We start from the raw sequence: 15,307 nt of genomic DNA on the forward strand, positions 1-15,307 counted from the left end.
ACGGCGTGACCACCCGGTCCGACGACGCCCCGACCGAGGTGATTCCGGCGTACGCGCAGACGGTGCTCAGCGTCGAGGGGGTGAGCCGGACGTACCCGGGCGGGGTGACCGCGCTGGACGACGTCTCGCTGACCGTCCGCGCGGGCGAGATGCTCGCCATCGTCGGGCCGTCCGGGTCCGGCAAGTCCACGCTGCTGAACATCATGGGCACCCTCGACCTGCCGACCAGCGGCCGGGTACGCGTCGCCGGGCAGGACGTCACCGGGCTGTCCGACCGCAGCCTGTCCGCTCTGCGGGGCCGCTGGCTCGGCTTCGTCTTCCAGCAGTTCCACCTCACCGACGGGCTCGACGCCGCCGAGAACGTCGCCACCGGCCTGCTCTACGCCGGGGTGCCCCGCCGTCGTCGTCGCCGTACCGCTATCGAGGCGTTGGCCCGGGTCGGTCTCGCGCACCGGGTCGACCACCTGCCGCGGCAGCTCTCCGGCGGGGAACGGCAGCGGGTGGCGATCGCGCGGGCGCTCGTCAACGAGCCGGCGCTGGTGCTGGCCGACGAGCCGACCGGAGCCCTGGACACCAGCAACGGGGCAGCGGTCCTGGCCCTGTTGATGAGCCTGAACGCGGAGGGCACCACCATCGCCGTGATCACCCACGACCGCGATCTCGCCGCCCGTACGCCTCGACAGGTGGAGATCCGCGACGGCCGGATCGTCGCGGACACCGGGAGCACCCGATGAGCGCGGCCCCCGGGGGCATCCGGTCGACCCGGCTCGCCCCGACCGACGTACTCCGGCTCGGTCTGCTCGGGCTGACCACCCGCCGGATGCGGGCGGTCCTCTCCGCCCTGGGCATCTCCATCGGGATCGCCACGTTGGTGGTGGTGGTGGGGATCCCCGCGTCCAGTCAACGCGACCTGATGGACCAGCTCGACGCGCTCGGCACCAACATGTTGCGGGCCGAGCCGGTACCGGATCAGGAGCCGCCCGTCCTGCTCCCCGAGGACGCCGCCGCCATGGTGTCGCGGATCGGGCCGGTCGAGGCGGCCAGCGCGGTCGCGAACACCCACACCACAGTGCGGCGCAACGACCTGATGGACCGGTACGACACGTCCGGGCTCAGCGTCCTCGCGTCCCGGCCGGGCCTGTTGGGGACGGTCAACGGGCGCATCCACAGCGGTCGGGCCCTGGACGCCGGGACGGCCGCACTCCCGACCGCCGTCCTCGGCCACGTCGCGGCGGGTCGGCTCGGCTTCGCCACGGTGGACCCCCGGCAACCACCCCAGGTGCGCATCGGCGAACGGTGGTTCACCGTGATCGGCATCCTGGACCCGTTGCCGCTCTCCCCGGATCTCGACCGGTCGGTGCTGGTCGGCTGGGACGCCGCCAAGGCCATGCTCGGCTTCGACGGTCATCCCACTGTCGTCTACCTGCGGGCCAGGGAGGACGCGCTGCAGGACGTCCGCGCCGTGCTGCCGGCCACCCTCAACCCGCAGTTGCCCGGGCTGGTCCAGGTCAGCCGCCCTTCCGACGCGCTCGCCGCGAAACGCGCCACGGAGCACAGCTTCTCCGCGGTCTTCCTCGGATTGGCGGCGGTCGCCCTGCTGGTCGGCGGGATCGGGGTGGCCAACACGATGGTCATCTCGGTGTTGGAGCGCCGTCGGGAGATCGGCCTGCGTCGGGCGCTCGGCGCGAACCGGGGCCAGATCCGGGTGCAGTTCCTCACCGAGTCGGTGCTGCTCAGCGTGCTCGGAGGCGCGGTCGGGGCGATCCTCGGGGTGCTCGCGACGGTGGGTTACGCCAGCTACCAGGGCTGGCCGCCCATCATCCCGCCGACGGCGGTGGTCGGCGGAATCGCCGGCGCCCTCCTGGTCGGTGTGGTCGCGGGCGTCTACCCCTCGGTCCGAGCCGCCCGCCTGACCCCCACCGAAGCCCTCTCCACCCCGTAACCCACTCCCTGCGGTGATCATGAAGTTGTTGCCACCCGCCACGGCGTGTCGTGGCAACAACTTCATGATCAAAGGGGGTCAGCGGGTGGGTTTGGTGCGCCAGTGGGAGAGGGCCAGGGTGGCGGAGTAGCCGGACAGGACGATCACGTGGAACAGGTAGAGCCAGAGGAGTACTGCCACCCCCGCGCCGATCTCGTCGAAGCCGCCGAACGGCACCCCCAGGTCCAGCGGGAGCGAGGCGAAGAGGACGAAGCCGTGCATGAAGCCGGAGAGGTTCGCCGCCGTGAACGACCCGATCCCGAGGGTGGAGAGCCAGTCGGGTGAGGCCGGCCCGACGACCCGGAACACCCACACCAGCACCGGTGTGAGCACCAGCCAGACTCCCAGGAACGACAGCACCACGCCGAGCGCGCCGAGCCAACCGCCCTGGCGTACGAGGCGGGTGGTGAGCGGGAGCGCCAGCAGGATCGACAGCAGCAGCGCGGGGGCCGGCGCGAGCAGTGGCAGCAGCAGGAGGCGGCCCCGCCAACCGACCAGGTGCTCGTCGGAGCGGGGCGCGGCCACCGAGACGAACGCCCGGCGCAGGCCCTCGCCGTACAGGGAGGCGGGCAACAGGGAGGCCAGCGCGAGCAGCGGGGTCAACTCCACCCCGGCGTTGACGAGCGCGTCCACCGCCCGGGGCGCGCCGATCGCGGTGGGCAGGGCCTCCACGGCGTACGAGGTGAGCCGGCGTACCCGGTCGGCCCCGGCCACCAGCGAGGTGAGCCAGATCGCCAGCAGGGCGACCGGCACCACGGCGATCGCCCCGTAGAAGGTGATCGCGGCGGCGTGCAGCGACAGGTCCCGTCCGCGCACCGGACGGAACGCGGCACTGGTGATCCGTTTCGTGCGCTGCCATCCGTTGCCCATCGGGTCCTCCTTCCCCGTCGTCGGGGGCGTCACTCCTTAAGATCGCCGGTCATGACTGTTCTCACCACCGAACGCCTGATCCTGCGTGACTGGACCGACGATCCGGCCGATCTGGCCCGGATCTACGACATCTACTCCCGCCCGGAGATCACCCGCTGGTTGGCGGTGTCACCGGGCCTGCCGATGACCGACCCGGCCCAGGCCGTCGAGCGGCTGCGCATCTGGCAGGACCGGCACGCGGCCGACGGAGGTCGGTACGGCACCTGGGCGGTCGAGGTACGTGGGACCGGCACGGTGGTGGGCACGGCGCTGCTCAAGCCGATACCGGGGCGGGACGAGGCGGTGCTGACCGACGACATCGAGACGGGCTGGCACCTGCACCCGGACTCGTGGGGTCACGGGTACGCCACCGAGGCCGCTCGTGCGCTCCTGGCCCGGGAGTTCGCCGCCGGCACCCGGGAGATCCACGCGCTCGTGTCGCCGGGCAACGAGCCGTCGATGGCGGTCGCTCGGCGGCTGGGCATGGCGCACGTCGGTCAGCGCACCGACTGGTACGGCGGAGAGCTGTTGGAGACGTTCGTCCTGACGGCACCAGATGACTGATCGTTCCCGTACGACCTGACGCAAGATCCGTGCAGCTTCGGGGAAGGTATGGCCTCCAGTCGTCGGGAGGTCGCACCTTCCCCGAAATCGTGGGCAGACCGGCAGTGACGGCGGCCGTCAGGCCAGGCAAGTCCGTCAATAATCACGGGCGTCGAAGTGTTGACGCTCCCGTAGCGCGTCAGTAATCTTTGGGCCAAAGTAGCGCAAGATTTCGACAAAGACGTGCACGGTTCTGCGCACAGCCTCGGAAGATTCAACGGGCCTCCTCGGGGGCCCGTTGATGGTCGTACCCGTCTGGTGTTTCCAGCACGAGCGGCGCCCCCGCGCCGCCCGTGCCATCCCGTCTCTCTCGACACCGGCCCACCCGCGTCGGCCGGCGCTGCACCGCCGCACCCCCACCCCGTGGTCACGCCACCGCGGCAACCGTCCCCCCGACGACAGGACAGTCATGAGACGAACGAATCTGTTCAGGATGGTGGCGGCCACGGCCGCCGCCGCGCTGATCGCCACGGCCGGGGCGACCGCCGTCGCGACCCCGGCCGCCGCCCGCCCCGCCGACACCGCGGCCGCAGCGGCCAGCGGCTTCGCCCCGGCGGCCACCAACCTCGCGCAGGGCCGTCCCACCCAGGAGAGCGGCCACGCCGACGTCTACGACTCGTCGAAGGTCGTCGACGGCAACGCGGGCAGCTACTGGGAGAGCGTCAACAACGCGTTCCCGCAGTGGGTGCAGGTCGATCTCGGCTCGTCGCAGAGCGTCAACCAGGTGGTGCTGAAACTGCCGACCTCCGGTTGGGGGACCCGGACACAGACGCTGAGCGTGCGAGGCAGCGCCGACGGCTCGTCCTTCACCGACCTGGTGGGGTCGCAGACGTACACCTTCAACCCGGCGAGCGGCAGCACCGTCACCATCAACGTCAGCCCGGTCTCCACCCGCTACGTCCGGATCGTCATCACCGCCAACAGCGGCTGGCCCGCCGGGCAGCTCTCCGAGCTGGAGGTGTACGGCAGCGGCGGCACCACCCCGGACACCACAGCGCCGAGCGTTCCGGGGACGTTGTCGCAGAGCACGTCGGGCAGCACGATCACGCTGAACTGGGGTGCCTCCACCGACTCCGGTGGCAGCGGGCTCGCCGGCTACAACGTCTACCGGGGCGGCAGCCTGATCGCGACGCTGGGCACCGTCCTGACCTATCAGGACACGCAACCGGCCACCGCGACCGTGTCCTACTACGTGCGGGCGCGCGACGGCGCCGGCAACCTGTCCGACAACAGCAACACCGTCACCCGGACCGGCAGCAATCCGCCCGCCTGCACCAACGTGGCGCAGGGCAAGAGCATGACGGCGAGCGGCTCCACCTTCACCTTCACCCCGGACAAGGCGAACGACGGGCAGCTCAGCACCTACTGGGAGGGTGCGGCGAGTTACCCGCAGAACCTGACAGTGGCGCTGGGCGCGAACCACGCCATCTCCGGTGTCACCGTGAAGCTCAACCCCGACCCGGCCTGGGGCACCCGTACCCAGACCATCCAGGTCCTCGGTCGCGACCAGGCGGCGTCGTCGTACACCAGCCTGGTGTCGGCGGCGGCCTACCAGTTCGTCCAGGGCACCAACGTGGTGACCATCCCGGTCACCGCCACCACCGCCGACGTGCAGTTGCGGTTCACCGGCAACACCGGTGCCCCGTCCGGCCAGGTCGCCGAACTTGAGGTGTGCGGCACCCCGGCGCCCAACCCGGACCTGGTGGTCAGCTCGGTGACCTGGTCGCCGGCGTCGCCCAGCGAGGTCTCGCCGGTCACGCTCTCGGCCGTGGTGCAGAACATCGGGTCTGCGTCCGCCGGCGCGACCAGTGTGAACTTCAGCCTGGCCGGCGCCGTCGTCGGCAGCGCCTCGGTGGGCACCCTCGCCGCGGGCGCCTCGACCACCGTGACGTTCAACGCCGGTACCCGGCCGATGGGCAGCTACGCCGTCTCGGCGGTGGTCGACCCGGCGAACACGATCGTCGAGCAGAACAACGGCAACAACAGCCTCACCGCCGCGTCGCCGCTGGTCGTGGCGCAGGCCCCGGGCCCCGACCTCCAGGTGCTCAGCATCGCCTCCAACCCGCCGAACCCGGCCGTCGGGGCGTCCGTCAGCTTCACCGTGGCGGTCCGCAACCGGGGCACCACAGCGACCGGCGCGACCACCGTCACCCGGCTGGTGGTGGGCGGCACCACGCTCAACACCACCACCGCCTCGATCGCCGCCGGCGCGACGGCCACCGTGGCCGTCACCGGCAGCTGGACCGCCACCAGCGGCGGCGCCACCATCACCGCCACCGCCGACGCCACGAACGTGGTCACCGAGACCAACGAGACGAACAACTCGTTCAGCCAGTCGATAGTGGTCGGGCGCGGGGCCGCCGTCCCGTACGTCTCGTACGAGGCGGAGGCCGGTCGTTACCAGGGCGCGCTGCTGGAGGCCGACCCGCTGCGGACGTTCGGGCACACCAACTTCGCCAGCGAGTCCTCGGGCCGCAAGTCGGTGCGGCTCACCGGCACCGGCCAGTTCGTCGAGTTCACCTCGGCGAACCAGGCCAACTCCATCGTGGTGCGCAACTCCATCCCGGACGCCCCCGGTGGCGGCGGTATCGAGGCGACCATCAGCCTCTACGTCAACGACGTCTTCTCCCGGAAGCTGACCCTGTCGTCGAAGCACAGCTGGCTCTACGGCAACACCGACGGGCCGGAGGCGCTCACCAACACCCCGCAGGCCGACGCCCGACGGCTCTTCGACGAGTCGAGCGCGCTGCTGGCGCAGTCGTACCCGGCCGGCACCCGGTTCAAGTTGCAGCGCGACTCGGGTGACACCGCCGCCTTCTACGTCATCGACATGATCGACCTGGAGCAGGTGGCACCGGCGGCGAGCCAGCCGGCCGGCTGCACCTCGATCACGCAGTACGGCGCGGTCCCGAACGACGGGCTCGACGACACCGCCGCCATCCAGCGGGCGGTGACCGACGACCAGAACGGCGTCATCAGCTGCGTCTGGATCCCCGCCGGGCAGTGGCGGCAGGAGCAGAAGATCCTGACCGACGACCCACTGAACCGGGGTACGCACAACCAGGTCGGCATCAGCAACGTCACCATCCGGGGCGCCGGCATGTGGCACTCGCAGCTCTACACGCTCACCGAGCCGCAGAACGCCGGTGGCATCAACCACCCGCACGAGGGCAACTTCGGCTTCGACATCGACAAGAACACCCAGATCTCCGACATCGCCATCTTCGGCTCCGGCCGGATCCGCGGCGGCGACGGCAACGCCGAGGGCGGCGTGGGTCTGAACGGTCGCTTCGGCACCGGCACGAAGATCAGCAACGTCTGGATCGAGCACGCCAACGTGGGTGTCTGGGTCGGCCGCGACTACGACAACATCCCCGACCTGTGGGGGCCGGCCGACGGGCTGGAGTTCACCGGCATGCGGATCCGCAACACGTACGCCGACGGCATCAACTTCAGCAACGGCACGCGCAACTCGCGGGTGTTCAACTCGTCGTTCCGCACCACCGGCGACGACGCCCTGGCCGTCTGGGCCAACCCGTACGTCAAGGACCGCAACGTCGACATCGCCCACGACAACCACTTCGTCAACAACACCATCCAGTTGCCCTGGCGGGCCAACGGCATCGCCATCTACGGCGGCTACGACAACTCGATCGAGAACAACCTGATCTACGACACCGCCAACTACCCGGGCATCATGCTGGCGACCGACCACGACCCGCTGCCGTTCTCCGGGACGACGTTGATCGCCAACAACGGGCTCTACCGCACCGGCGGGGCCTTCTGGAACGAGGACCAGGAGTTCGGTGCGATCACCCTGTTCCCCGCCACCCGGGACATCGTCGGGGTCACCATCCGCGACACCGACATCATCGATTCGACGTACGACGGCATCCAGTTCAAGAACGGCGGCGGCAACATGCCGAACGTCGCCATCACCAACGTGCGGATCGACAAGTCGAACAACGGTGCCGGCATCCTCGCGATGGGCGGCGCGCGCGGAAACGCCAACCTCACCAACGTGACGATCACCAACTCGGCCGACGGCAACATCGTCATCCAGCCGGGCTCCCAGTTCGTCATCAACGGCGGCTAGTCCGCCGGCTTGATCAACACGGTTTCAGTGAAGTCGGGGTGTCCTGCTGCTGCGGACACCCCGACTTCCGTAAAGCCGAGTCGATCATTGCAAGGCGTCGCAGCGCAGGGTCCGTCGTGGGCGTCGCGGCGCTGGCAGCGCCCGGCGCCGTCGAGCCTGGCGTCACAGAACACTCGGGTACGCAGAAACTGTGCGTCCTCCTCGCTGAGCGTGGTCTCGCCGAAGTCGACGACGGCGAGGTGACCGAGCGAGTCGCGTAGCGCCACGGCCAGGGCGGTGACCTCGTTGAGGCTGGTCAGCGTGGTCGGCAGGTGGATGATCCACCGCGGCGCGGCCCGTTCCGCTGGTGATGGTGGGTGGCTGCCCTGGTTCGTTAGTAGTGCGGGCCCGGCCGCTCGGCCTGCTGGCGGTGGGCGGTTGCCCGTCGCGGAATGCGCTCGTAGTGCGGGCCCGGACACCTGCGGTGGTAGGTGATCCTCCGTCGGGTAGCTCATCGCAGGGCCACCGTTCCTCCGCTGAGTAGCGTCTGGATCTGTCCGTCGGTCAGTCCGCGCTTTGCCAGGACGCGACGGCCCCAGCGGTGCAGCCGGCACGGGCTGTACGTCGGTCTGGAAGCCGCCGCCACCTGCATCCGTCACTACGAGGCGAATCTCGTTCCCGGCCTGTTGCAGACGGTCGAGTACATGACCGAGCTGATCCTCACCGATCAACCACAGATGGGTGAGCAGCAGCGACAGGCGAAGGTCGACGTGCGGCTTCGCCGCCAACGCCTGCTCGCTCGGGCGATACCGCGCGCGCCGCGCCTCGACGTCATCCTGAGCGAGGCGGTGCTGCGCCGGCCGCTGCGTGATCGGGCGGCGATGGCCCGACAACTGGAGTCGCTGCTGGTCTCATCGCGGCAGCACAACATCGGCATCCGGGTGCTGCCGCTCGACGCCGGCCTGGTCCGCTGGGCGCAGGCCGGCACCTTCACCATGCTCGACTTTCCGTCCGAGGTGCGCGAGCCGGAGCCGACGACGATCTACATGGACGGGCCGTGCGGCGCGGTCTACCTTGACAAGACCCACGAGATCGAGATCTACGAAGACGCGTGGCGCTCCCTCGGTGAGCGGGCGCTCAGCGCCGACGAGTCCCGAGAGCTGATCGCGGCCCTAGCGAAGGAGATGACCGATGGTGCGTGACGGAGTCTGGCGCAAGTCGATCCGGTCCGGCAGTGAGGGCAACTGCGTCGAGGTGGCGGGCTTCGCCGAGACGGTCGGCGTACGCGACAGCAAGGACCGGCGCGGACCCGTGCTGACCTTCACCACCTCGGCCTGGACGGCCTTCGTGGCGTTCACGACGGTGAGCCGGCCCGTGCGATGATCAAGGCTGGCTCGCTGGCGAGAGGCTGACAAATCCGGATGGGTGTCATCACGACAGGGCTCTGCCTCGCCGTACCCGCTCTGGTCGTGCTCTGGCTGTGGGGCCGACCTCTGCTCGCCGGCCGGTGGAAGACTCCGGGCTGGTTCGCCGCGACGGCCGGGCTGTCGATCGTCGCCACCGCCCTCACCTGGTTCGTCGGGGCGTTCGCGGGTTCCTCCATGAGCTCGGAGGAGTCCTGCCGACAGGCCGGCGTCACCTACGACAGTGCCTACCGCGCAATCCACTGGCGTGAGTCGTCGCGATGGTTCCCTCTCCACGATCGATGCAACGCCACCTATGACCTGGTGCCCGCCTGGATCAACCCGGCCCTGGTGCTGCTGTCCCTGCTGGCCGTCCTCTGCCTCGGAGCAGCGGTCTGGCTGGCCGTCGTGCGGCAATCCGAACCACGAGCAGTGGCGATGTCGCGCGTAATGTTCGATCGAGATGGCGTAGGGGCGGCGAATCCCTGTGACTAGCGAACCGGCGCGCCACGAGACCCTCCCTGTTGTGTTGAATGGGAAGTTCCGGCCGTGGCGATACAGTGTCAGCCATTCTGAGTTGGAGATCAGAGGCAGTGCTGGCGGGGGTGCGGTAACGCGGGTGCTCTTCTTCGGCGTTCTCGGGATGAAGCTGAAGTCCGTCTACTCTTCCTTGACCCTCAGTTCGGCGAGCGAGATCGAGCGGCGCAGAATCCTGCGCTTTTCGGGCGTCGATGAGCGCGCAGGCAGGGTTCGCACAATCCTTCTGTCGGCCGATCCTGAAGAGGGCTTCGTTGCCTGCCTCTCATTTGTCGTCAGGACGCATCACGGGGGTGAACCTGCCGATCCGTGGGGGATCCCGAACAGCACCTGACACGTGCCGGAGGCGGACCCGGTGTGCGATGACGCGCTTCTGGGGCTGCGGTGGCTAGGCTGACCTGAGCAGGATGGTCCGCTGAGGGGGTGAGCCCGGATGGCCCAGGCCGCGTACGCGCCAGAGCCGGCGCCGCAGCACACCGAGCCGTCGTTCGACGTGCTGCGGTGGCACGACGAGCCGTGGACCGCGCAGCTCGCCCTCGACCTGTTGCCGGAGACCAACGGCCCCAAGGTTGAGGTCCTGAGCGGAAGCGTGATCGTGACACCACATGCAGGGTATGACCATCAGGACGCGGAGCTGGGTCTCGCCTATCTCCTGAAGCAGGCGGCCCGTCGGGCGAAGCTGTGGCTCTACCTTGAAACGAACATCGTCTCGGGCCAGGATCTCTTCATTCCGGACATCGTCATTCTCGACGCTCCCGGTGGCGGTCGAACGACGATGGACATCGGGCATGCCGTGCTTCTCGGGGAGATCGTCTCGCCCGGAAACCGGCGCAAGGACATCATCGACCGTCCGCGCGAGTACGCTGCCGCCGGCGTGCCCTTCTTCCTCCGGGTCGACCTGCGTAATCGGGTGCCCACCATCGCGTTGTACGAGCTGACCGAAGGGGAGTACCGGCCGCTGGCTGCCGCTGCGGCCGGGACACGCTTCGTGATGCGAGAGCCGTTCGAGTTTTCCATCGACCCGGACGACCTGCTCGGCGAGGAGGCGGCGCCGGACCCGGCCACCACCGAGTCGGCTGACAACCAGGCTTGATCGACACGGGTTTCAGGAAATCGGGGTGTCCGGTTGCCGGGGTTGCCCCGACTTCCTGAAACCCGAGTCGATCAAGGGCGGGAACGGCCATGGGCGGGGAACGGCCATAGGTGGGGAACGGCGGGCTGGTGCCGGGGGTTGGCTGGCGACGGCCCGCGGACGGTGAGGGCTGAGGCTCCCAGCGGGCGTGCAGCCCGGGTGGGGAACAATGGCCGGGTGACTTCCCCCCGCGACCTCGTTCTGCTCGGGTCCACCGGCTCGATCGGCACCCAGGCCATCGACATCGTCCGGCGCAACCCGGACCGGTTCCGGGTGGTCGCCGTCGGTGCCGGCGGCGGCAACGTCGAACTGCTCGCCACACAGGCCCTCGAACTGGGCGTCGAGGCGGTCGGGGTGGCCAAGGCGTCCGCCGCCCAGGACCTGCAACTCGCGTTCTACGCCGAGGCGAGCCGGCGCGGCTGGGCCACCGGTGACTTCAAGCTTCCCAAGATCGTGGCCGGCCCGGACGCGATGACCGAGCTGGCCCAGTGGCCGTGCGACATCGTGCTCAACGGGGTGGTCGGCTCGCTGGGCCTCGCTCCTACGCTGGCCGCGCTGCGCGGTGGTCGTACCCTCGCGCTCGCCAACAAGGAGTCGTTGGTGGCCGGCGGCCCGTTGGTCAAGGCCGCGGTGACGCGGCCGGGGCAGATCGTGCCGGTCGACTCGGAGCACTCGGCGCTGGCCCAGTGCCTGCGCTCCGGGTCGCGGGGTGAGGTGCGGCGGCTGATCGTCACGGCCAGCGGCGGCCCGTTCCGGGGTCGGCGGCGCGCCGAGTTGACGCAGGTCACACCCGAGCAGGCGCTCGCGCACCCGACCTGGAACATGGGGCCGGTCGTCACGATCAACTCCGCCACCATGGTCAACAAGGCGCTGGAGGTGATCGAGGCGCACGAGCTGTTCGACGTGCCCTACGCCGACATCACCGTGATGGTGCACCCGCAGTCGGTGATCCACTCGATGGTCGAGTTCGTCGACGGCTCGACGATCGCCCAGGCCAGCCCACCGGACATGCGGCTGCCGATCGCGCTCGGCATCGGCTGGCCGGACCGGGTTCCCGAGGCCGCCACCGCCGTCGACTGGACGACCGCGCACACCTGGGAGTTCGCGCCGCTCGACGCCGAGGCGTTCCCGGCCGTCGCCCTGGCCAAGGCCGCCGGGGAGGCCGGGCGCTGCCGCCCGGCGATCTACAACGCGGCGAACGAGGAGTGCGTGGCCGCGTTCGTGGCGGGCCGGCTGCCGTTCCTCGGCATCGTCGACACCCTCGAACGCGTGTTGGAGGAGGCTCCGGACTTCGACGAACCAGGTACCGTCGAGGACGTGCTCGCGGCCGAGTCGTGGGCACGCGCGCACGCGCAGGAGATCATCGCGGGTTCGGTGGAAGGAGCTTGATGTCGTACCTGCTCGGGGTGGTCCTCTTCGCCCTGGCCATCCTCATCTCGGTGAGCCTGCACGAGGCCGGTCACCTGCTGACCGCCAAGGCGTTCGGGATGAAGGTCACCAAGTACTTCGTCGGTTTCGGCCCCACCATCTGGTCGTTCCGTCGGGGTGAGACGGAGTACGGCCTCAAGGGCATCCCGCTCGGCGGCTTCTGCAAGATCGTCGGGATGACGCCGCAGGACGACGACGTCGAGCCGGGCGACGAGTCGCGGGTGATGTGGCGCTACCCGGTCTGGAAACGGACGATCGTGATGGCCGCCGGGTCGATCACGCACTTCGCGCTCGCCCTGGTCACCATCTGGATCCTCGCCGTCTCCGCCGGCCTGCCCAACCCCGACTTCCCGACCACCGACGCGCAGGCCCGCCAGGAGCCCGCCGTCATCCAGCTCAGCGAGTGCGTGGTCCCGGAGAACGCGGTGCGGGCGTGCACCCCCGCCGACGCGGCCAGCCCGGCCGCCCAGGGGCAGTTGAAGAACGGTGACCGGATCACAGCGGTCAACGGCACCCCGATCGGCAACTACGGCGATCTGCTCACCACGCTGCGCAGCCTCAAGCCGGGCGACACCGCGCAGATCGCGTACGTCCGCGACGGGCAGCCCGCCACCACCAGCACGGTGCTCGCGCAGACCCAGCGCCCGCCGCTGGACGACCCCAACGGCACCGCCGCGCCGGTGGCCGCGCTCGGCGTCGGGCTCGTTCCCAGCACGCCCACCCGCGTGACGTACGGCCCGGTCGGCGCCTTCGGCGCCACCGCCGACTTCACCGGTGACCTGGCCGTCGGCACCGCCCAGGCGCTCCAGCGCCTCCCGCAGAAGGTCCCCGCCCTGTGGACCGCCCTCACCGGCGGCGAACGGGACGTCGACACCCCGATCAGCGTGGTCGGCGCCAGCCGGCTCGGCGGCGAGGCCGTGGAGAACAACGCCTGGCTGGTCTTCTTCATGCTCTTCGTGTCGCTGAACTTCTTCATCGGCGTGTTCAACCTGCTGCCGCTGCTCCCGGTGGACGGCGGCCACATCGCCATCGCCTGGTTCGAACGGGCCCGCTCCTGGGTCTACGCGCGGATCGGTCGGGCCGACCCCGGCCGGGTGGACTACCTCAAACTGATGCCCTTCACGTACGTGGTGATCCTGATCGGTGGCGCGTTCACGCTGCTGACCATCGCCGCGGACGTCGTCAACCCGATCACGCTCTTCTCAAGGTGAGTGCCTGAAGTGACAGCTATCAGTCTCGGTATGCCCGCCGTGCCGCCTCCACCGCTCGCTCCCCGTCGGGCCAGCCGCCAGATCATGGTCGGTTCGGTTCCGGTCGGTGGTGGTGCGCCGGTGTCGGTGCAGTCGATGACCACGACCCTCACCTCCGACGTCAACGCGACCCTTCAGCAGATCGCCGAGCTGACCGCGTCCGGCTGCCAGATCGTCCGGGTGGCGGTGCCGTCCCAGGACGACGTGGAGGCGCTGCCCGCGATCGCCAAGAAGTCGCAGATCCCGGTGATCGCCGACATCCACTTCCAGCCCAAGTACGTGTTCGCCGCGATCGACGCCGGCTGCGCGGCCGTCCGGGTGAACCCGGGCAACATCCGCCAGTTCGACGACAAGGTCAAGGAGATCGCCCGGGCCGCCGGGGACGCGGGGGTGCCGATCCGGATCGGCGTCAACGCCGGGTCGCTGGACAAGCGCCTGCTGAGCAAGTACGGCAAGGCCACCGCCGAGGCGCTCGTCGAGTCGGCGCTGTGGGAGTGCTCGCTCTTCGAGGAGCACGGCTTTCGCGACATCAAGATCTCGGTGAAGCACAACGACCCGGTCGTGATGATCCGGGCGTACCGGCAGCTCGCCGAGCAGTGCGACTACCCGCTGCACCTCGGTGTCACCGAGGCCGGGCCGGCGTTCCAGGGCACCATCAAGTCGGCGGTCGCCTTCGGCGCGCTGCTGGCCGAGGGGATCGGCGACACGATCCGGGTGTCGCTGTCCGCCCCGCCGGTGGAGGAGATCAAGGTCGGCAACCAGATCCTGGAGTCCCTCGGCCTGCGCGAGCGCGGCCTGGAGATCGTCTCGTGCCCGTCCTGCGGGCGGGCCCAGGTGGACGTCTACAAGCTCGCCGAGGAGGTCACCGCCGGTCTGGAAGGGCTGCCGGTGCCGCTGCGGGTCGCCGTCATGGGCTGCGTGGTCAACGGTCCGGGTGAGGCCCGGGAAGCCGACCTCGGCGTCGCCTCCGGCAACGGCAAGGGTCAGATCTTCGTCAAGGGGCAGGTCGTCAAGACGGTGCCTGAGGCGCAGATCGTCGAGACGCTGATCGAGGAGGCGCTGCGGATCGCCGACGAGATGGGCGCCGAACTCCCCGAGGAGCTGCGCGGGCTGGTCACCGGCCCGACCGTCACCGTGCACTGATTTTCCATCTGGAAGAAGCGGCCGTTCCCCATCGGGGGAACGGCCGCTTCGCGTCAGTGCTGCTGTGGTGTCCGTGCGTTGTGGCGCTCGTGCTCGTGGTGGTGTTCGTGTCTCGTGGTGCGTTCGTGCGTTGTGGCGCTCGGGTGTCGTGGCGCGGTGCTGGCGTCACTCGGATTCGGCGAGGATCGCGTACAGCTTGCGCCGGGTCTCGTCGAGCACCTGAGCGGCCCGCTCGCGCTGGTCGTCGGTGCCGTGCATCATCACCTGGCGCAGGGCGTTCATCGCCTGTGCGCCGGAGTCGCGGATGTCGTGCCAACTGCTCACCGTGCCCTGGGCGACGTCCGCCCACGGCGGGGTCTGCGCGGCCTCGGTGGCCTCGGCCTGACCGGCCTCGCTGACGGTGAACCGCTTCCGCCCACCACCGGACTCTTCGGCGCTGGCGACGATGACGCCCTCGTCCTCCAGCAGTTGGAGGGTGGGGTAGATCGAGCCCGGGCTCGGCCGCCACGCACCGCCGGTGCGGGAGTCGATCTCCTGGATCATCTCGTAGCCGTGCATCGGCCGCTCGGTGAGCAGTGCCAGGACGGAGGCGCGGACGTTGGGGCGTCGGCCCCGACCCCGTCCACGGCCCCGGCCGCCCCAGGGGCCGCCGCCGGGTCCGTGCTCGTGGCCATGACCGTGCGGACCGGGCGGGACCGGCGGGAAGCCGAAACCCCGCAGCCGGGCTTCGTGCATCGGGTGGTGCTGTCGGTGGAACCTCATCGGGCTCTTCCCTTCGTAGGACTATCGCTGATGCATCAACGATATATCGGCAATGCATCGTCGACAACCAGTGGTTCCCAAACC

Annotated in this window: 14 protein-coding genes and 1 pseudogene; 12 read left to right on the plus strand and 3 right to left on the minus strand. The window is 69.7% G+C overall.

The window, feature by feature from the left end; genetic code table 11:
• The first annotated feature begins 5 nt into the window (after positions 1–5).
• Together QCZ28_RS13300 and QCZ28_RS13305 are read left to right on the plus strand one after the other, a co-directional pair.
• A complete protein-coding gene (locus tag QCZ28_RS13300; protein WP_279516938.1) occupies positions 6–734 on the plus strand; it encodes an ABC transporter ATP-binding protein in 729 nt (242 codons plus the stop codon).
• Complete coding sequence (locus QCZ28_RS13305; RefSeq protein ID WP_279516939.1) at positions 731–1,942, plus strand: ABC transporter permease; 1,212 nt, start codon at positions 731–733, stop codon at positions 1,940–1,942. Before QCZ28_RS13300 ends, QCZ28_RS13305 begins: the two co-directional genes overlap by 4 nt.
• 78 nt (positions 1,943–2,020) lie before the next feature.
• On the opposite strand, the gene QCZ28_RS13310 is transcribed toward QCZ28_RS13305, so the two are convergent.
• Complete coding sequence (locus tag QCZ28_RS13310) at positions 2,021–2,851, minus strand: YhjD/YihY/BrkB family envelope integrity protein (RefSeq protein ID WP_279516940.1); 831 nt, start codon at positions 2,849–2,851, stop codon at positions 2,021–2,023.
• 51 nt (positions 2,852–2,902) lie between these two features.
• Between QCZ28_RS13310 and QCZ28_RS13315 the strand changes: the two genes are divergently transcribed.
• Both QCZ28_RS13315 and QCZ28_RS13320 read left to right on the plus strand, forming a co-directional pair.
• Positions 2,903–3,454, plus strand: coding sequence for a GNAT family N-acetyltransferase (locus QCZ28_RS13315; protein WP_279516941.1), 552 nt, complete (start codon positions 2,903–2,905; stop codon positions 3,452–3,454).
• A 448-nt stretch (positions 3,455–3,902) separates the two neighbouring features.
• Positions 3,903–7,589, plus strand: a complete 3,687-nt coding sequence (locus tag QCZ28_RS13320; protein ID WP_279516942.1) for a CARDB domain-containing protein — start codon at positions 3,903–3,905, stop codon at positions 7,587–7,589.
• On the opposite strand, the gene QCZ28_RS13325 is transcribed toward QCZ28_RS13320, so the two are convergent.
• A complete protein-coding gene (locus QCZ28_RS13325; protein ID WP_279517051.1) occupies positions 7,586–8,083 on the minus strand; it encodes a hypothetical protein in 498 nt (165 codons plus the stop codon). The genes QCZ28_RS13320 and QCZ28_RS13325 overlap by 4 nt on opposite strands.
• A 102-nt stretch (positions 8,084–8,185) precedes the next feature.
• On the opposite strand from QCZ28_RS13325, the pseudogene QCZ28_RS13330 reads away from it, so the two are divergent.
• The 8 genes and pseudogenes from QCZ28_RS13330 to ispG form a co-directional block, all read left to right on the plus strand.
• Positions 8,186–8,770 (plus strand): annotated as a pseudogene (locus QCZ28_RS13330) (DUF5753 domain-containing protein); the annotation flags it as partial.
• Positions 8,760–8,951, plus strand: coding sequence for a DUF397 domain-containing protein (locus tag QCZ28_RS13335; protein ID WP_279516943.1), 192 nt, complete (start codon positions 8,760–8,762; stop codon positions 8,949–8,951). The pseudogene QCZ28_RS13330 and the gene QCZ28_RS13335, both read left to right, overlap by 11 nt.
• A gap of 38 nt (positions 8,952–8,989) precedes the next feature.
• Positions 8,990–9,466: a hypothetical protein gene (locus QCZ28_RS13340; protein ID WP_279516944.1), complete on the plus strand. Its 477-nt coding sequence runs from the start codon at positions 8,990–8,992 to the stop codon at positions 9,464–9,466.
• Between the two features lie 124 nt (positions 9,467–9,590).
• Entirely contained in the window at positions 9,591–9,842 is a 252-nt protein-coding gene (locus QCZ28_RS13345; RefSeq protein ID WP_279516945.1) for a hypothetical protein, read from the plus strand.
• Between the two features lie 99 nt (positions 9,843–9,941).
• Entirely contained in the window at positions 9,942–10,601 is a 660-nt protein-coding gene (locus tag QCZ28_RS13350) for a Uma2 family endonuclease (RefSeq protein ID WP_279516946.1), read from the plus strand.
• Between the two features lie 216 nt (positions 10,602–10,817).
• Positions 10,818–12,029 (plus strand): 1-deoxy-D-xylulose-5-phosphate reductoisomerase, encoded by a 1,212-nt coding sequence (gene dxr, locus QCZ28_RS13355; RefSeq protein WP_279516947.1) that lies wholly within the window; start codon positions 10,818–10,820, stop codon positions 12,027–12,029.
• A complete protein-coding gene (locus QCZ28_RS13360) occupies positions 12,029–13,279 on the plus strand; it encodes a site-2 protease family protein (RefSeq protein ID WP_279516948.1) in 1,251 nt (416 codons plus the stop codon). The genes dxr and QCZ28_RS13360 overlap by 1 nt, the downstream gene beginning before the upstream one ends.
• A 9-nt stretch (positions 13,280–13,288) precedes the next feature.
• The gene (ispG, locus tag QCZ28_RS13365; protein ID WP_130408231.1) at positions 13,289–14,461 is read left to right on the plus strand and encodes a flavodoxin-dependent (E)-4-hydroxy-3-methylbut-2-enyl-diphosphate synthase; all 1,173 of its coding nucleotides are present in this window, start codon (positions 13,289–13,291) and stop codon (positions 14,459–14,461) included.
• Between the two features lie 165 nt (positions 14,462–14,626).
• On the opposite strand, the gene QCZ28_RS13370 is transcribed toward ispG, so the two are convergent.
• Entirely contained in the window at positions 14,627–15,223 is a 597-nt protein-coding gene (locus QCZ28_RS13370) for a PadR family transcriptional regulator (RefSeq protein ID WP_279516949.1), read from the minus strand.
• Between the last annotated feature and the right edge of the window lie 84 nt (positions 15,224–15,307).

Source organism: Micromonospora sp. DH14 (assembly GCF_029809455.1).
In the GTDB taxonomy this organism is placed as follows: Bacteria; Actinomycetota; Actinomycetes; order Mycobacteriales; family Micromonosporaceae; genus Micromonospora; species Micromonospora parva.